Here is a 17,198-nt window from a genome sequence, read left to right on the forward strand (position 1 = left end):
ATCTTCAAAAAAAGTAATATAATTAGACAACACAAAAATATCACATAGATGTTCTGCGCTCCTGAAAATCCGGAAATCGACAAACACAAGCAAACGTGTGATTTTTACCACAGATAAGGATTTTTATATGTTTGGCGAATCACTGCAAAAAATGAGTATTCGAAAGCGGATGCACTATCTTGTCGCCTCTGCTACCCTATCGGTTATCGGTGCTTCGATATTTGTTTTTTTTGCCTTCCAGAGCGTCGAAACCCAATTCGGCACCTTGCAGGAATTCTCCACAAGCGGAGCGCTCCAGGTTCTGGAGATCGAAAAAGATCTCAATTACGTCAGCCGCACGAGCCGGGACATCATCCTCGGCGGCGACTACGATCAAAACATGGTGAAACTTGAAGAAAATACCCAAACGATCAAGCACCTGTTTTCCGAACTCGAAACCCATTCCGATCCGGAAGCACTCCCCCTTATCAAAGAGGCAAAAGAGAGCACCTTTGCTTTTTTGGACACGACTCTGGTGATGATGCACTCCCTGGATAAAAATACCATTACCTCGCAAAGCGGCCCCATCTATGCCGAATACAAGAAAAAAATCACCCCCTATGCCGATGCATCACGCGATGAGTTCAAACAGGTTGTAGAACAAAAACAAAAAAATCTGACAGCCGCTTCCGAAAATCTTCACAACGAAATCGGTTTTTATAAAATTTTCGTCCTCTTTACCGGTATCGGTGTTGCGATCGTGATTTTCATCTTTGCCGCGATGGTACAACACTCCATTACCGGAGCCCTTGAGAAATTCACCTCTGTGATTAAAACCGTAGGGAGCGGAAATTTTTCCGACACGCACGTCGATACCGATCCGAAGACCGAATTGGGTGTCATGGGGGGAGCCTTGCAACAGTTAATTACCCAAATCGTAGGGTTTATCCATCAAATCAACACCTCCATTACCAACGCGACCCACGGCGATTTTTCTAAAGTGATCTCAGATCAGGGGATGCAAGGGGAGTTCGTCGATGCGATCGGACATGTTCGAAAAAGTATCGACATCATGAAAGAGCAGGAGATCAAGAAACAGCGCGATTCTCTTAATTCCGAACTCAGTAAACTCAGCGTTCAGGTAACGGAGAGCCTCTCGGTCATTCAGGACAATCTGACCCACAACATCCATGCACTCAAAGAGGTCACTTCGGCAACCAAAGATGCCGCTACCCTCGCCGACGACAGCCGCAAAACCATCGCCACGATTATTGACGAGCTCAATCGCCTCACCGAAAAAGTGGGGGGTAATAACGATGCCATTTCCCATATCGCCTCCCGAACAAGCGAAATCACCTCCGTTATCCAGCTGATTACCGATATTGCCGATCAAACCAACCTCCTTGCCCTCAATGCCGCAATCGAAGCAGCCCGTGCCGGCGAACACGGTCGCGGTTTTGCCGTCGTTGCCGATGAAGTGCGCAAACTGGCGGAACGTACCCACAAAGCGACCGGAGAGATCTCCGTATCGATCAAATCGCTCCAACAGGATATGAGCGATATCCAAACCAGCGCCGAAGAGATGAATGAAGTGGTCGAACGTTCCAGCGAGCAGATCAACAACTTCGAAGCGACCCTCATTCAACTCCATGAAAACTCCTCCGGAATCGTCACCTCATCGTATAAAATGGAGAATAATATCTTTATCGTCTTGGCAAAAATCGACCATATCCTCTATAAATCGCGTGCCTATAACGGTATTATGAATTGCGAATCGCATCTTGAACCCCAGGATGCCCATCAATGCCGCATGGGCCAATGGTACCAGAATGAGGGGAAACGCCGCTTCGGAAAAACACTCAATTACCCCCTTATTCTTGAACCGCATACGATCGTACACAACAAAGCCAATCAGAATCTTAATTTCGTCAAAAATGCAAAAGCAAACGAGTGCATAACCCGTGGAAACGAAATTATCAAAAATTTTCAGGAGATGGAAAACGCCAGTGAAAAGCTATTTGTTCTGATGGATAACATGCTGAGTGAAGTCTGATAGCCCATCTACGAAGATCGACCGTTACGCCGGGGAGTTTTGCTGAAGTACGGTATCGAGAATACCGATAATAGCACTGGGTAAAAGCGGCGAAGCAATCGGATAGATACGCAGATGCTCCCTATTCACATGATCTTCAGAGTGGGTAAACATCAGCACCGGCAACGCCGTATTCGGGAGATTTTTATCACTGCATACCAGCAGTGTCGCTTCTTCTGCCGTTTTAACCCGTTCCAGACCGAGAGCGTCCAGATATTTTTCCAGTAGTTTTATCGCGTTTACCGATAATGGGTCCAATAAGGGGTAGTACCGGAGCTCCGAGTAATGCCGATTCATTTGTACTGCCGGATTTTCAGTACATACAGGGAGCGGAACCTGAAAGACAAATGTGGACCCTTTCTGAGTCTGACTGCTCACCCGGATATCCCCACCCATCAGATCACTCAGCGATTTGCAGATCGCCAATCCCAGCCCCGTGCCTCCATATTTACGTGCGATTGACACATCTGACTGCTCAAAAGGGTGGAATATCTTCTTTTGCTCGTCTTCGCTCATGCCGATTCCGCTGTCGCGGATTGCAAACTTGAATGTACCGCTTTGATCCTCATAAACGATTTTGATTCGAATCGTCTCATTGTGCGGCGTAAACTTGATTGCATTGCTCAACAGATTGTTCATCACCTGCTTGATCCGTGTCAAATCCCCCATCAGACATTTGGGGATATTCGGATCAATAAAGGTCAGCAGATCAATTCCCTTCCCTTTTGCCGATGAGGAAAACAGCAGCATAATCTCCTCCATCTCTTCGCACGGATCAAAAGGGTACGATTCGATCAGAAGTTTTTGACCGTTAATTTTGGAAAAATCAAGAATGTCATTCACGATATCAAGCAACGAAAGGCCGCTCTTGTAGATCACCCCCAGATATTTTTTAGACTCGGAATCGGTGTTACGCTTTTCTAAAATAGGGATAAAACCGAGTATCGCGTTTAAGGGGGTACGGATTTCATGACTCATATTGGCAAGAAAATCCTGCTTGGCCCGGGTAGCGTTCTCGGCCTCTTTTTTTGCCTCTTCCAGATGGCGCGTACGCAGAGACACCAGATAATTGAGCTGCCGGTTATAGAGGACGAGCCCAAAAATCATTAAACCCATCAGTACGATTCCGCTTGCCACCTCTTTCCAGTATTTCCCGTACCGGCGCTCCGTAACATTGGGGTCATAGACGATCTCCTCCGCCAGTGCCTGAGCCTGTGCTTCTGATAATCGGCTATCCATCGTGCGGGCCATCGATGCCAGTTTTATCGGATTGACGGTACCGATCGGAATAAATTCCGATTCAATCAGATGTTTGGTAGTTTTGGCTTCATACGCCAGTTGATCCGCATTGAGCCGTGATTGCGTATTGTATTTTTCAAGGATAATCCGGATCGTCTCATCCGGATGGCTGATCGCATAGTGCCACCCCCGGATCGTTGCTTTTTTCATCGCTTCTACCCGTTTGGGGTGGGAAGTGATCTCCGATTCACTCGTAAAGAGGATATCACCGTACAAATCGATACCATAACTGAGCGGATTGATGATATTCAGCTCCACCCCCCTCTTTTGAATCCAGTGAGGCTGATCCGTAATGTACGCGGCGATGACGTCGATATCGCCGGAGATGAATTTTTCATAAGAGAAGTCCATAGGCACTTTCTTGATCTCATGAACGTTGATGTCGGCAAAGCGGAAAACATGGCTAAAGATCGCATCGTCTATCCCTTCCTGATAGCTGACTTTTTTTCCGATCAGTTCATACGGGCTGGTAATTCCGGAACTTTTCTTTGCGATCAGAACCATCGCATTGTGCTGAAAGATAGGGGCAAGAATTTTAACCGGTTCACCCCTCTCCCGGTACCCGAGGATCGATGAATCGGCAATGCCGTATTCGGCCTCTCCGTTGACGACCTCCATGATATTATCTCTGGAAGGGTCTCTCTCCAGGATCGTCACATCCAACCCGGCATCGGAATAAAACCCTTTCTCCTTCGCCATAATAATTCCGGCGAACTGATACTGATAAAACCACTTTAGGATAACGGTGACGTTTTGAAGGGGGCGCTCCTCACCGTACGATTCTACTCCGCTCAACAAAACAGATACGATCAGCAGACATTTGGTAACAATATTATCCATTTTCGAGATCCAGATTTTGATTCAGGCATTTACTCTGCCTGCAATCCATTATAACGACCAATTGAAAAAACAAAGCATATCACATCGTATTATGTTTGCATAAGACCACTTTGTGCCCGTTTCATTCATCGTCTCTTCTCCCACTCCCAAGCCGCACCGAAAAAAAGGGGAGTGCCGTTTCCCATCACCCCAACCGGTCCATTGCATGTAACAGCTCACCCATTTTACTATCTACGGTTCCGACGTACTGGGTCAAACGCATCATTTCATCCATATTGTTATTGAGCTCCTCACTGTTATCGTTGATGGCCTGGATCAGGACATTGATGGTTGCCGCCGTTTCAGTCAGACTTTTCTGGGTCCGTTCGGCCAGTTTACGCACCTCCTCGGCGACGACGGCGAATCCTCGTCCGTGTTCTCCTGCCCGTGCCGCTTCCATAAATACGTAAAAGACTGGATTTAGTAAATTATTCTGCCAATTCAGCAAATTCTCCTTTACCCACGCCACATTCAGGGCAAACCCAATCTTCAGGAAGATCTTCAAACGCGGTACCGGCAGGAATGCCGTTCTCAGGATCACCTAATTCCGGATCATAAATATATCCGCATACATTACATTCATACCTCACTCCACGACAGTATAGGAACGAAAATGGCTTAGAGAGTTGAAAAAGTGAGTTTGAGTGGAACATTTAGATCGGATGCAGAAAGTGTTTGAGCAATATTATGACTGGAGTTATCGGAGAATCGGGTTTTTTGGAAACTTGATCAGTTCAATTATACGGAGCCGAAGCGTAAATATGCAAAAAGTGGCAGAGAATATCGAAGGTAATGCGATGAGCGGATCGAATTATCGAAGAATACAGCGGATATTCAAAGATCAGAAAGTGGATATGGAGATGACGGCCAGATTGCTTTCAACGATTTTACCGGATAATGAGCCATGGGTATTGTGTATGGATAGGACCAATTGGCAATTGGGGAAGAACAACATCAATCTGCTAGTCCTTTCAGCTGCCTACAAAGGTATGGCGATACCGCTGATCTGGAGTTTTTTGACCACAGATGCAACGGGAGACGTAGGGAAAAAAGGGAACTCAAACGACATGCAAAGACGAGAATTGATGGAGCGGTTTGTTTCATTGTTCGGAAAAGAGCGGATCAAGACACTGACTGCTGATCGTGAGTTTATCGGTAAAGAGTGGTTTGGATGGCTGATGCAAGAAGATATTCCCTTTGTTATTCGTATCCGAAACAATCTCTTGCTCAATCAAGATCAGCTCGATGCCAGAACGGTCAATGACCTATTTGCGTATGTGCGCAAGAATGAGTTCTGTGGATTTGGAAAAACCGTCCTTTTTGAGCAGGAACTTCACCTTGGCGGTATTCGTTCCAGTAAGAGTGATGAGCCTCTCGTTGTTGTATCCAACCGCCCTATGGACAAAGAGACTATCGCTACCTATCGCAAACGCTGGGAAATTGAAACAATGTTCGGAGCCCTCAAATCCAAAGGATTCAATTTCGAAGAGAGTAAAATCCATGGTAAAGAGAAAGTCACCAAGCTCATGGCATTTCTCTCCATCAGCTTTATGTGGTCTATTCTCGCAGGTGAATACCGCCAAAATGATAAGCCCATTCCCCTCAAAAAAAAGACCGAATCAAAAAACCTACCCGATCAAGAGCCTTTTCAAACATGGTCTCGAGTGGCTCAAGAACGTATTAGTCAATTCAAAGCTCAAAAGGAAGGAGTTTTCCGTGTTGCTTAACCTTTTAAGGTGCTCTTTTGCTAAATCAACCAAACTCTACCCTACTACTGTCGTGGAGTGAGCATTCATACTTTTTCATTTTCTTTTCCTTTGTTAACTGTATTTATTCATCTCATCATTAAGCGCATGAAAATTAACCTGATGAGAATACAATGGAGTCTCATCCATCCGACTCTCAACTCTTAAGATCTCTTCCAATGTCATTTTAGGAGGGCTTTTATAAATAACCCCTATCGAAAACGGATGAGATTCCAACGCTTTTTCAAATGCTTTTACCTTATCCGAGGGGTCATAATTCTCCGGCAATACATATACATTATCCTTGAACCACTTAAAGGTATTGGTTTTATTGAACGTAACGCACGGCTGAAAAATATCGATCAAAACATACCCTTTGTGTTCAATCGCGATTTTGAGCATTGCTTTGCAGTGTTCTTTATTCCCAGAAAATGTTCGGATTACAAGCGATGCATCCAGAGAGATCGCAGTGGCTATCGGGTTGAAAGGTTCGACGTGCACCCCTTCGGTCTGTACCGGTGTTTTAAACCCACGCTGGGACGTCGGAGAGGCTTGACCTTTGGTAAGACCGTAAACCATATTGTTATGAACGATATTGATAATATCGGCATTACGGCGGATTGCACTCATAAAGTGGTTTCCCCCCTCCCCGTACATATCGCCATCACCCCCCTCGGCAATCACCGTAAGAGAAGGATTAGAAACCTTCAGCCCCTGCGCGACGGGAAGGGCCCTGCCATGAAGTCCGTTAAACATGTTGACCCTCATATATTGCGGTGTTTTCGCCGCCTGCCCTATCCCTGAAACCACTACGCTCTGGAGCGGGTCAAGCCCCATTTCATCCAACGCCTCTTTCAAATGGGCAAGAATCGAAAAATTTCCGCATCCGGGACACCATGCATTATCTTCAACGATTCGGTCAAATCGTGTAGTCATCGGATCTCCTTTAATACGGCTGCAATCTTTTCGGAGAGTTCGTCAGCGAAAAAAGGCAAACCATCGGATTTTAGTATCTGGGTATGAATAACAATATTGTGCAAATTTAGCATTTTTGCAAACTGCCCTGTTGCATTATTTTCGACCGAAATAATCTGTTTCGCTCGCCTTAACACTGATAGTTGAGTTTCACTCAGCGGAAAGACCCACGAAAAATGGATCGATGCGATATCCGTATCCTTTATTTTTTCGAGTGCTTCTTTGATTATATGCTTTGTGCTTCCCCATCCGACAATAACAATATCTCCTTCACCGTCACCTTCTGGAACAATCGCATCATTACGGATCAACTCACGCTTTTTAAGACGTTTGCCATTTTGCTCGTTACGGACAGACATACTCTCGGTGATTAGCCCTTCTTCGGTATGTTCATCCGAATCGACAAGCACGAATCCCTCTCCGAATCCGGGAATCCCTCGGGGGCTAATCCCATCGTTACTCAAAGAATAGCGTTTATAATCCACATCGGTTTTGACAATATGATGAACAGGTTGTTTCAGATCGATATCAAACCTCTCGACATGGGAATAACTGTCTGCCAAATACTGATCACTCAGCACAATTACCGGAACTTGATACAAATCGGCAAGTTCAAACGCCCTGCGCGCCAAATCAAAACACTCTTTCGGATCACCCGGAGCGAGAACAATACGTGGAAATTCTCCATGCCCGCTGTAGATGGCCAGTTCCAAATCCCCTTGCTCCGTCCGCGTAGGAAGACCTGTCGCGGGGCCGGGACGTTGCGCTAGATAAACCACCATCGGAGTTTCCGTAATCCCGCTAAGACTCATCCCTTCACCCATCAGTGCAAATCCGCCGCCGCTCGTCGTCGTGATTGCCCGCCCGCCGCCGTACCAGGCACCCATCCCCATCTGAAAAGCCGCAATCTCATCTTCCGCCTGCTCGACACAGATAGCGAAGTTTTGGCTCTGCTTCGCCAAAAAGGTCAGTACCCCCGTAGAGGGACTCATCGGATAACTACAGATAAAGTTGCATCCTCCCGCGATCGCTCCGAATCCGATCCCCTCAGTACCGCTTAAAAAGAGGTCGTTTGCAGATGCACCCGAGAGATTCGGCTCGATACAGTAACGGCAATTCCCGTTGTTTTCTGCCAGTTGCGCTCCAATGTCCAGCGCTTTGAGATTCATTTCGAGCATCTCATCTTGATACAGCTCCGATACAATCTCTTTTAATATACCGATATCGCACCCGAGGAGTCCGAAAACCAGTGCCGCGGCTATCGTATTGGAAACGATCGGGCTTCCGATACTTTTCGCCAGAGCCGGCACATCATGATCATAAAGCGTGCAGTCGCACTCAAAATCCCCTTTTTTAGCGATTAGAAATGTCTCTTTGGTTATCCGCTCTTGGGCATAATAGTACGAATCCGTGTCCAGCGGAACAAAAATATCTACACCGAAAACAGGTGCATTGACAGGGTACTTGGAAACGCGTATCAGCGTCGTATTGCTTCCACCACGAACTCTGGACATAAATTCTTTGGTTGAAAAAGTATAAAAACCCGCTCTCTTAAACCCTTTGGTTAAAAGTGTCTCAATACTCGCTATCCCCTGACCCGCACTCCCCCCGATCAATACCGAAACCGAATTTCTCATGTTCTTGCCCCCCATGTAATTTTCCCGCCGTAATACCCAACGATAGTTATCGAAATAACCGTGATAAATATAATGGCGTGATACGTTATTCCATCTAACCCTGCACTAAAAGGTACATCAGAATTGAAGTATTTTTGAATCAGTGGAATAAGTCCGATGGTGAGAGTAAAGAGCGCACCGATTAATTTAATAACAAATGCTCTGGACATTGAAAAATCGTAGTTTATCCACCAGCTAAAAACTCCCGTAATCAATGCGACAAATCCCATCACCGTAGCGATCAGAAATGATAAGAAAACAGATACTTCATACTCTGCAGATGGATTGTTTAAAAATAAAATATCTGCAACTGCACTAAAATAGTGTAAAGCAATCGGAAAATGGACAACCATAGGATGGGGATGATACATACTATACCATTGACGATATTGCTCTTTTTTTGACTCATTTTCATCGAGTGTTACTTCATTTACTGAAACGATTAATATCCCGATTTGAGGACAGTTTTGAAAAACTTCATCGCCATGCGGTGCATTCGCTAGTTCAGCTGCAAGATCATGGCCTGCAAAATGTTTTTTAAAATGGGTGCCATTTTTCCAAAATTTGGATTCACTGACGTCGTATACTTTCCCTCTAAAAGCGACGTATGAAGCTTGTTCGTCAATTCCATTGTATTTTATGAGTTCTTCTGTGCTAAATTCTATCATAACATCCTACTTAGATATTCTATACACAAATGATCATGCTTCACAGCTGTTAAATTTTTATGATCATGACTTATGATGTAATAATATTTTTAACCATTGCTTAAGTGCAATTGTAGATCATACTATTTTCGTAAGATTTTATTTTTATAAGTTAATATCACAACATAGTATTACAATTCAGGAGGATAGATTATGAAACATGTTCTTATGGAATTGCCCTATGAGCAATCTGCATTGGCTCCTTATATTTCAGCCGAAACGATCTCATACCATTACGATAAACACCACGCTGGATATGTTAATAAACTTAATGCCCTCGTAGAGGGGACAGAGTTTGAAAATAAACCGCTGGAGCATATTATCAAGTATGCAAATAACGCTATTTTTAACAATGCCGCGCAGGTTTATAACCACGATTTTTACTGGAAAGGACTAATCAACAATCCCACAACTCCTTCAGCAGAGCTTTCAGAACGGATTGAACGAGATTTTGGTTCAATTAAAGCATTTAAAGAAGCTTTTTTAGCGGCGGCGGCAGGATTTTTTGGTTCAGGCTGGATATGGCTTGTTATGACAAAAAGTGGAAAATTGGAGATTAGAATGACTACTAATGCCGATACACCGATACGCCATAACGATACACCGTTATTGACTTGCGATGTTTGGGAACACGCGTATTATATCGATTATCGAAATGTGCGTCCCGATTATCTTGCCAACTGGTGGAAATTGGTCAATTGGAATTTTGTATCCGATAACCTAGCACGTGTTGAAGCTGACCCTATTGCCGGCTATAATCAGTCATGCAATGACATAAGTGAAGTATGTGAATATGTTGATAGCATGCAAAAAAATGAGCGTACACCTTCATAATTTTCTAAAGATTGGTACAGCTCTGATAACTAAGTAAAAGAGAAGGAGTGAATTATGTTGCGTAAACTTTCGATATTAATATTATCCGGTATTTTAAGTTCAGCTACCCTTTACGGAGTCGATTATGACGGTGAAAAAAGCATGCTTATTGAAGTTCCATATACCATGTGCGTAATCCCACCACAAATGGATGAAGCTAAAGCACAAGGGATAAAAGTTATCAATTCAAAAAAAGCCAAAGCATTATATGACCAGAATGCTATTTTTTTTGATGCGCGTGAAAAACGGCATTATGCAAAAGAACATATCAATGGTGCATTTCCCGTCTATTTTGATGAATCCAAAGCTAAATATATTGCGCTGCAGCTACCTGCGGATAAAAAACAGCCTCTAGTTTTTTACTGCTACGGTGAATCTTGTGCAAACTCTTATGAAGCTGCTCTATCTGTACGAAAACTTGGATATCAAAATGTCAATTGGCTCTTAAACGGATACACAAAATGGAAAATGGCAGGATATCCTATCTCTTCGGAAAGTAAACATTCAAAATAAAAAAATAGCGAGAAAAAAGAAAGAGTGGATAATTGACATCTTTGAAGGATTGGGCGGTGGAAAAAAATGAAGTTAAAAAGACAGCTTCTTAAAATATAAAATCCCTATTTATAGGGTTTCCACATGGTCGGAGCGACCTGACTCGAACAGGCGACCTCTACCACCCCAAGGTAGTGCGCTAGCCAAACTGCGCTACGCCCCGACGTAAAAAGTGGAATGGAAGGATAATCGAAATTTAATTAATCCCACCTAAAAGAGTCACACGTTATACTCCTAACATGAAAACGATATCCTCCCCTCTTTTATCCTTGTTTAGCGATATAACGGCCCTCTTTACGACACGCCACGGCGGAGTTTCCAAGCCCCCTTTCACTACAGCCAATCTGGCCTTTCATGTAGGAGACGATCCGCGCGATGTTTTAGACAACCACGATATGCTCGCCAAATTCTCCGGGTATGATAGGACTAAACTGATCCATATGCGCCAAATTCATTCGGATCGAATAGTCCTCATCGACGAGAGGATAAATTTTGATACCCCGCCCGAATGCGATGCCCTCATCACGAATCGGCCGTACACCCCGCTGATGGTGATGAGCGCCGACTGTACGCCGATACTCGTGTATGATCCGGTGCAGCGTGTCATCGGAGCGATCCATGCAGGGCGTGCGGGAGCACTCAATGCCATTTTGCCCAAGACGATCGAACGGATGGGAGAAACGTTCGGCAGTAAAATAGAGGATATCCGCATCAGTATGGGCCCCTCCATCCACGGGTGCTGCTATGAGATCAACGGGCAAATCGGAGCGGAAGTGAAAGAGAAGGGGTACTCCGAAGCATTGAGAAAAGAGGGGGAGAGACTCTTTTTGGACGTCAATACCGTTTTACGGCAGCAGCTGGATGCCCTCAACCTTCCGCAGGAGCATCTGGAGGTAATCGCTGCGTGTCCCGCATGCAAAAGCGATACCTATTTTTCGTATCGCGCCGACCGGCAGCATACCGGACGCATTGCCGGGGTTATTTTCCTTCGCTGACCTTTTGGGCCAATTGTTCCGGGCGAAGTCCCAATGACGCTTCGACCAATTTGGTATTGCCGTGCTTGATAAACGCATCATCGTATTCGAAACTGACCAGACGGACATCGGTAATGCCCGATTCGCAGAGCCATTCCAAAAGGGCGCTTCCGACTCCCCCCATTTTTGCCGAATCGCTGAAGACGTACCATCGTTTGTGACGCTGTGCCATCCGTGTCAACATCTCACCGTCCAGCGGTTTTACAAACCGAAGATCAAGGAGGGAGGGTTTTTCCGCCATAAGCTCAATCGTTTGCGCCGCACGTCCTACGCCGTTACCGTATCCGATAAACAGCATATCCGAACTATTCGAGCTCAAAAGCTGCGATTTACCCGTCTCAAAAGGGAGCGATTCGGGTAAATCCGCTTCCAGAAATGCCCCTCGCGGATAGCGGATCGAACAGGGGTGATTGTAGGTCGCGGTGTAGGCTATGATCTGATGAAACGATTTTTCATCCCGGGGGGCACACAGCATCATATTCGGGATCAGGCGCAGAAAGCTGATGTCAAATACCCCTTGGTGGGTTTCGCCGTCTTCACCGACAATCCCCGCACGATCCAGGGCAAACACCACGGGAAGGTCCATTAGACACACATCATGGATCACTTGATCGAATCCCCGCTGCAAAAATGTGGAGTAGATCGTACAAAAAGGTTTAAACCCCTCTTTGGCCAATGCCGCCATAGAGGTCACCGCATGCTGCTCCGCAATCGCCACATCCCAAAAACGGTCCGGATATTTTTCCATCAAAGCACTCAGTCCGGTACCGCTGGGCATCGCCGCCGTGACACCGACAATTTTTGGATTATGATCCGCCTGATGCATCAGGGCATCGGCATAAATCTGTGTAGCGCTTTTAGCGGAACTTTTGGCATTGGCTGCCCCGCTTTTGAGATCAAAAGGGGAGACGCCGTGCCATTTTTCATGTTTCCCTTCGGCAATCTCGTACCCTTTGCCTTTGATCGTCTGGACATGGACCAAAACCGGTTTTTTCATGGAACGGGCTGTCTCAAACGTCTCAATCAACGATTTGAGATCATGGCCGTTAATCGGCCCGATATATTCGATCCCCATCTCTTCAAACATAATCCCCGGCGTGATCAATTTAAACGCCTCTTCAAACCGTTTGGCCAGATAGTGGGCCCCTTCTCCGAAATTATCGACGAATTGCTCGGTCTTCTTTTTAAACCGTTGATAAAACGGGCTTGCCATCGCGGAACTGAGCATCCGACTGATCGCCCCGATCGGCTTGGCGATACTCATTTCGTTGTCGTTGAGAATGATCACCATCGGGTATTTGCGATCTCCCAACTCGTTAAGCGCTTCATAAGCCATCCCGGCCGACATCGATCCGTCTCCGATCACGATGACCGGAATCCGGCTCCCCTCTTCGTTTTTTAAGGCAATGGCTTTCGCCGCTCCGACCCCGAGTGAAATGGAGGTGGAACTGTGCCCCGCAACAAAATAATCCATCGGGGATTCGGAAGGTTTGGTATAGCCGCTAAGCCCGCCGAACTGGCGAAGCGTCGCAAACTCTTCCCATCGCTCCGTCAACAGTTTATGGGCATACGATTGGTGGGATACATCGAAGATAAACGGATCATGGGCGGCATCAAACACTTTATGCATCGCTACGATAATTTCGGTAGCGCCCAACGTCGAACTTAAATGCCCTCCGTTTTGACTGACTACTTCTAAAATCCGCTCCCGTATTTTTTGAGAAAGTTCCTCAAGTTGCGGCAGGGTAAATGATTTAATATTCATAAAAATTCAATATCCTAACTTTAGATAAAACGCCCTCAAACGGATGGCCCATTATAAATAGGCATATTCGTAAAAAAGCTTTAAGATTCAAGCAAAAGGGATCGTTTAAGTCTCTCATACCTCTTTTTAATCTGCGAATCAACATTACCGACGTCACTGATCGCAACAACGCCTCCGGGGTTGATAGCGCGGTCGGAAAGGACCTCTACATTGGATAACGATCCCACTTTTTCGGAGATTTGTCCATGATCGACAGGATTGACCCGTAGTGTGATTTTTGACGCTTCCGCAAGCTCGTCCATCAAATCGGCCGACAATTTGGCCGCGATTCTAGCACTGTTCTCTTGTGTCTCAACTCCGATCACCTCTTTGGCGATCTCCAACGCCGTAAACGTGAGCTCTTTGTGGATCGATTCGAGTGCTTTGGCAAACTGTGCCGCCTGTTCGTCGAGTGTTTTGACCGAAATGGCCAGCTGATCCCGAGACTGTTCTTTTCGCCCCGCATCATTCGATTGCTCCTGAGCGACACCGGCAGAAAATCCCTCGTCGTAAGCCGCTTTTTTTGCCGCATCCATCGCGGCGGCATGCTCCTCCTGGATCGATTCAAGGCGCATCTGCATCTTAATGACATTTGAGCTCATATCATCCGCTTTTTTAAGGAGGGACTCCACCAATTCGTCCTTCGACGACAAAGAGTGATCTTCTTTGCGCCGGTTATGAGGGGTCTCGGACGTATGATGGTGCGAAAGTTCCGCTACCGCGTCATGAATACTGGAACCGGCCAATCCCGAGAGTATTTTAAACTGATACTTACTAATCGCATGGGCACCCGTGCGGTCCTGTGAGATAACCACATCCATAGGTTAATCGACCATCTCTTCGGACTCGCCCAGTTGCAATACTCCCTGTTCCGCCAATGCCTGCACGGCATCAACGATTTTTCGTTGCGCCCCTTCGACCTCTTTGACTTTAACGGCTCCCAGAAACTGCATCTCTTCCACAAACGACTCTTTCGCCCGTTGCGACATATTGACGTAAAATTTCTCTTTAAGCTCATCGGCAGAGCTTTTAAGGGCCAGCATCAGATCATTTTTATCGACCGATTTTAAAATCTCGCGGACACTGTTTCCATCCAGATTCACAATATCTTCGAAGGTGAACATCATCTCTTTAATCGATGAAGCCAGCTCTTGGTCAAGCTGCTCGATTTGAGACAACGTCGCTTTCGACGCTTTTGCCCCCAAACGGTTGAACACATCGGCAACCGCACGCGGCCCCCCCACTTCCACTTTGTAGCTTGCAAGTGCTTCGAGTTTGGATTCGAGAACCGCACTCACCCGCTTGATAATCGACGGAGAGATATCCCCTAGCTTTGCCATACGCATCGCCACTTCCGCACGCAGCTCATCCGAGAAAATATAAAGGGTTTCCGCTGCTGCGGAGGGGTCCATATGGGCAAGAATCAGCGCAATGGTCTGGGGGTGCTCGGTGGTGATAAAATCGGCCAGTTGCTGGGGCTTTATTTTAGACAAATAGGCAAAATTTTGACTGTTTTGCATGGTCTTGGAGAGACGTTCCAATATTTTTTTCGCCTCTTCGGGTCCCAACGCTTTGTAGAGAATCTCACGGGCATACTCCAGACCGCCGGTATTAATATACTGGTTTGACTGGATGATGGCATAAAATTCTTCCAAAACCGCCGCCGCAATATTTTTCTCGACCGAACGGTTGTTGGCAATGTATTTTGAAATCTGGGTAATCGCATCAACATTCATCCGGGAAAAAATAGCAGCGGTGCTGTCTTCCCCCAGTTGCATCAAAAGGATAGCAACTTTTTCAGCCATCCCCATTTCATCAAAATTGGTTTGCTGTGCCGGTGTAAGATTCATCGTATCCTCCTAGCGTTTTTGAGCTTCATTGGGGGTGGATTCCTCTTCGATCAACGCTTGAATCAAAGACGAGATCTCATCCGGGTGTTCTTCGGCTATTTCGCGCACTTTTTCAAGTATCACATCGTATTTAAGTTCCTCTTCGTTGAATCCGTCGCCAAGGCCCAATTGATTTTCCACTTTTTTACGCATCTGCTGTACTTTTTCAACCAAATCTTCATCCTGATCGTCCGCGATTTCCAAATTCGGTTTTTCCAATTCCTCTTCATCGCGGCTAAATTCGAGCATCCGTTCGGCAAAAGGGAAAATGATTTTTCGATACGCGACGAACAAGATAAGCGCAACCAGTAAATATTTAAATACCGGACTAAACGGAGCCAGGTACGTCGCCACAAACTCCGAGGTTCTGGAAGCGGCATCTTTCGGTTCCATCCCCGCTTTGGTGGTTTGAAATTCAAAATTTCGGATACTGACCAGATCGCCCCGCGCTTCGTCAATACCGATCGATTGTTTCACCAGCGAATCGATCGCATCCAACTGGGTCTGATCGAGGGCAACGTACTCCATCTCCTCCGTCGGCTTGTCGTCTGAACCTTTTTTGGGGACATACTTGCCGTCTACAACCACCGCTGCGGTGATCCGTTTAACCCGCGCAAACGCCAGTTTTGTCGTTGAGACGGTTTTGGAGATTTCGTAATTGGTCGTACCGGACGTTTTTTCGTATTTCTCACCGCTGCCGCTGTTGGCCAGCCCTTCAACCGGAGCGATATTGCTGACAGCTCCGGGAACCCCACCCACCGGGGCGGCAGAGCCACCCTCCCGTTTCTCTTCGAGGGTTTGTTCGCTTCGAACGACATTTTCCGGATCGAATTTCTCCGACGTGGAGCTTTGTTCGGAAAAATCGTAATCAACCGTTACTTTGGCGACAACCCGGTCTTTACCTCCGATAAACGGAGAGAGGACATTGTTGATCTTCTCTTCGAGCTTCTTTTCCTCTTTCGTTTTATAGAGCTGCTGCATCGAAGAGAGCTCCCCCATCGCGGAAGCAGCATCGTTATCCCCTAGGGTTTCCCCTTCTGAATTGATCAACGCCACATTCTCGGGTGTCAGTTTCGGTACCGCCGATGCGACCAGTTTTTTTATCCCCCGGATCTGCTTTGAGTTTAATTGCCGGTCGGCATACAGCTGTACCATAACTGAAGCCGAAGGGGGGACCGCTTCGGAGACAAACAGCGTCTCTTTAGGGAGGGCCAGTGAGACACTCGATTTTTCAACCGGTGAAAGCGAATCGATAGAGCGGGCAAGCTCCCCCTCTAAGGCACGCCGAAATTTGACCTCTTGATCGAAGCTTGTCGCACCGAACTCTTGCTTGTCAAAAAGCTCAAATCCGACATGCCCCTCTTTGGGAATCCCCATGGACGCGATGGTGATCCGCTCTTTGTACACCACCTCTTTCGGGACTTCGATCACATTATCCCGAACAATTCGGTACGGGATTTTATCTTTTTCAAGCTGATCGACCACCTGAGCCGCATCTTGCGCGCTCAGCTGATCGAATAAGACCTGATACCCCTCTTTCTCACTCTCCGGAGTATCCGACGTATAGACTATCAAAAAAATCAGAAATGCCACAATTCCCGCAACCGCTGCGCCGATTATTGTTTTTTGCGCTTGGGTCAGCTTGCCGTAAAAAACAACGAGTTGCGAAAAAAGTGCCTTGAAATCCATTCTTT

Annotated in this window: 14 protein-coding genes, 1 tRNA gene and 1 pseudogene; 5 read left to right on the plus strand and 11 right to left on the minus strand. The window is 46.3% G+C overall.

The window, feature by feature from the left end; all coding sequences use genetic code 11:
- The first annotated feature begins 127 nt into the window (after positions 1 to 127).
- Positions 128 to 2,032 carry a methyl-accepting chemotaxis protein gene (locus M0P91_RS09985; protein ID WP_295066763.1) on the plus strand — a complete coding sequence of 635 codons (1,905 nt, stop codon included), beginning with the start codon at positions 128 to 130 and terminating at the stop codon, positions 2,030 to 2,032.
- Between the two features lie 24 nt (positions 2,033 to 2,056).
- Here the strand turns inward: M0P91_RS09985 and M0P91_RS09990 are convergent, their stop codons facing one another.
- The 3 genes and pseudogenes from M0P91_RS09990 to rd all read right to left on the minus strand — a co-directional run bounded on the left by M0P91_RS09990 (position 2,057) and on the right by rd (position 4,839).
- Positions 2,057 to 4,210 carry an ABC transporter substrate-binding protein gene (locus M0P91_RS09990; protein WP_295066765.1) on the minus strand — a complete coding sequence of 718 codons (2,154 nt, stop codon included), beginning with the start codon at positions 4,208 to 4,210 and terminating at the stop codon, positions 2,057 to 2,059.
- Between the two features lie 184 nt (positions 4,211 to 4,394).
- Positions 4,395 to 4,649, minus strand: a pseudogene (locus M0P91_RS09995) (methyl-accepting chemotaxis protein); the annotation flags it as partial.
- A 28-nt stretch (positions 4,650 to 4,677) separates the two neighbouring features.
- Complete coding sequence (gene rd, locus M0P91_RS10000) at positions 4,678 to 4,839, minus strand: rubredoxin (RefSeq protein WP_295066767.1); 162 nt, start codon at positions 4,837 to 4,839, stop codon at positions 4,678 to 4,680.
- A 171-nt stretch (positions 4,840 to 5,010) separates the two neighbouring features.
- Between rd and M0P91_RS10005 the strand changes: the two genes are divergently transcribed.
- Positions 5,011 to 5,976: an IS4 family transposase gene (locus M0P91_RS10005; protein WP_295066769.1), complete on the plus strand. Its 966-nt coding sequence runs from the start codon at positions 5,011 to 5,013 to the stop codon at positions 5,974 to 5,976.
- 93 nt (positions 5,977 to 6,069) lie between these two features.
- Here the strand turns inward: M0P91_RS10005 and M0P91_RS10010 are convergent, their stop codons facing one another.
- Genes M0P91_RS10010 through M0P91_RS10020 form a run of 3 tightly spaced genes read right to left on the minus strand, consistent with a single transcriptional unit; the run spans position 6,070 to position 9,313 of the window.
- Positions 6,070 to 6,930, minus strand: a complete 861-nt coding sequence (locus M0P91_RS10010) for a thiamine pyrophosphate-dependent enzyme (RefSeq protein WP_295066770.1) — start codon at positions 6,928 to 6,930, stop codon at positions 6,070 to 6,072.
- On the minus strand, positions 6,927 to 8,606 hold the full coding sequence (locus tag M0P91_RS10015; protein WP_295066772.1) for a 2-oxoacid:acceptor oxidoreductase subunit alpha: 1,680 nt from the start codon (positions 8,604 to 8,606) through the stop codon (positions 6,927 to 6,929). Before M0P91_RS10015 ends, M0P91_RS10010 begins: the two co-directional genes overlap by 4 nt.
- A complete protein-coding gene (locus M0P91_RS10020; protein WP_295066774.1) occupies positions 8,603 to 9,313 on the minus strand; it encodes a DUF2231 domain-containing protein in 711 nt (236 codons plus the stop codon). The genes M0P91_RS10015 and M0P91_RS10020 overlap by 4 nt, the downstream gene beginning before the upstream one ends.
- Positions 9,314 to 9,505: 192 nt before the next feature.
- Between M0P91_RS10020 and M0P91_RS10025 the strand changes: the two genes are divergently transcribed.
- Positions 9,506 to 10,186: a superoxide dismutase gene (locus M0P91_RS10025; RefSeq protein WP_295066776.1), complete on the plus strand. Its 681-nt coding sequence runs from the start codon at positions 9,506 to 9,508 to the stop codon at positions 10,184 to 10,186.
- A 54-nt stretch (positions 10,187 to 10,240) separates the two neighbouring features.
- On the plus strand, positions 10,241 to 10,738 hold the full coding sequence (locus M0P91_RS10030; protein ID WP_295066778.1) for a rhodanese-like domain-containing protein: 498 nt from the start codon (positions 10,241 to 10,243) through the stop codon (positions 10,736 to 10,738).
- 124 nt (positions 10,739 to 10,862) lie between these two features.
- Here the strand turns inward: M0P91_RS10030 and M0P91_RS10035 are convergent.
- A tRNA-Pro gene (locus M0P91_RS10035) sits at positions 10,863 to 10,940 on the minus strand.
- 76 nt (positions 10,941 to 11,016) lie between these two features.
- On the opposite strand from M0P91_RS10035, the gene pgeF reads away from it, so the two are divergent.
- Positions 11,017 to 11,772 (plus strand): peptidoglycan editing factor PgeF, encoded by a 756-nt coding sequence (gene pgeF / locus M0P91_RS10040; protein WP_295066779.1) that lies wholly within the window; start codon positions 11,017 to 11,019, stop codon positions 11,770 to 11,772.
- On the opposite strand, the gene dxs is transcribed toward pgeF, so the two are convergent.
- From dxs to fliF, 4 genes are all read right to left on the minus strand, one after another.
- Complete coding sequence (gene dxs / locus M0P91_RS10045; protein ID WP_295066781.1) at positions 11,756 to 13,576, minus strand: 1-deoxy-D-xylulose-5-phosphate synthase; 1,821 nt, start codon at positions 13,574 to 13,576, stop codon at positions 11,756 to 11,758. The two genes, pgeF and dxs, sit on opposite strands and share 17 nt — an antisense overlap.
- 80 nt (positions 13,577 to 13,656) lie before the next feature.
- The gene (gene fliH / locus M0P91_RS10050) at positions 13,657 to 14,436 is read right to left on the minus strand and encodes a flagellar assembly protein FliH (protein WP_295066783.1); all 780 of its coding nucleotides are present in this window, start codon (positions 14,434 to 14,436) and stop codon (positions 13,657 to 13,659) included.
- Between the two features lie 3 nt (positions 14,437 to 14,439).
- A complete protein-coding gene (fliG, locus tag M0P91_RS10055) occupies positions 14,440 to 15,465 on the minus strand; it encodes a flagellar motor switch protein FliG (RefSeq protein ID WP_295066785.1) in 1,026 nt (341 codons plus the stop codon).
- Between the two features lie 9 nt (positions 15,466 to 15,474).
- Positions 15,475 to 17,193, minus strand: a complete 1,719-nt coding sequence (gene fliF, locus M0P91_RS10060; RefSeq protein ID WP_295066786.1) for a flagellar basal-body MS-ring/collar protein FliF — start codon at positions 17,191 to 17,193, stop codon at positions 15,475 to 15,477.
- Positions 17,194 to 17,198 lie beyond the last annotated feature (5 nt).

The organism is Sulfuricurvum sp. (assembly GCF_023229695.1).
Classification (GTDB): Bacteria; Campylobacterota; Campylobacteria; order Campylobacterales; family Sulfurimonadaceae; genus Sulfuricurvum.

Excerpts from the sequence above, each read along its gene's own strand:
- M0P91_RS10005 (WP_295066769.1), top strand. The coding sequence starts at position 5,011 with ATGCAAAAAGTGGCAGAGAATATCGAAGGTAATGCGATGAGCGGATCG.
- fliF (WP_295066786.1), bottom strand. The coding sequence starts at position 17,193 with ATGGATTTCAAGGCACTTTTTTCGCAACTCGTTGTTTTTTACGGCAAG.
- M0P91_RS10015 (WP_295066772.1), bottom strand. The coding sequence starts at position 8,606 with ATGAGAAATTCGGTTTCGGTATTGATCGGGGGGAGTGCGGGTCAGGGG.
- pgeF (WP_295066779.1), top strand. The coding sequence starts at position 11,017 with ATGAAAACGATATCCTCCCCTCTTTTATCCTTGTTTAGCGATATAACG.
- M0P91_RS10010 (WP_295066770.1), bottom strand. The coding sequence starts at position 6,930 with ATGACTACACGATTTGACCGAATCGTTGAAGATAATGCATGGTGTCCC.
- M0P91_RS10025 (WP_295066776.1), top strand. The coding sequence starts at position 9,506 with ATGAAACATGTTCTTATGGAATTGCCCTATGAGCAATCTGCATTGGCT.
- M0P91_RS09990 (WP_295066765.1), bottom strand. The coding sequence starts at position 4,210 with ATGGATAATATTGTTACCAAATGTCTGCTGATCGTATCTGTTTTGTTG.
- dxs (WP_295066781.1), bottom strand. The coding sequence starts at position 13,576 with ATGAATATTAAATCATTTACCCTGCCGCAACTTGAGGAACTTTCTCAA.
- M0P91_RS09985 (WP_295066763.1), top strand. The coding sequence starts at position 128 with ATGTTTGGCGAATCACTGCAAAAAATGAGTATTCGAAAGCGGATGCAC.
- M0P91_RS10020 (WP_295066774.1), bottom strand. The coding sequence starts at position 9,313 with ATGATAGAATTTAGCACAGAAGAACTCATAAAATACAATGGAATTGAC.
- M0P91_RS10030 (WP_295066778.1), top strand. The coding sequence starts at position 10,241 with ATGTTGCGTAAACTTTCGATATTAATATTATCCGGTATTTTAAGTTCA.
- fliG (WP_295066785.1), bottom strand. The coding sequence starts at position 15,465 with ATGAATCTTACACCGGCACAGCAAACCAATTTTGATGAAATGGGGATG.
- fliH (WP_295066783.1), bottom strand. The coding sequence starts at position 14,436 with ATGGATGTGGTTATCTCACAGGACCGCACGGGTGCCCATGCGATTAGT.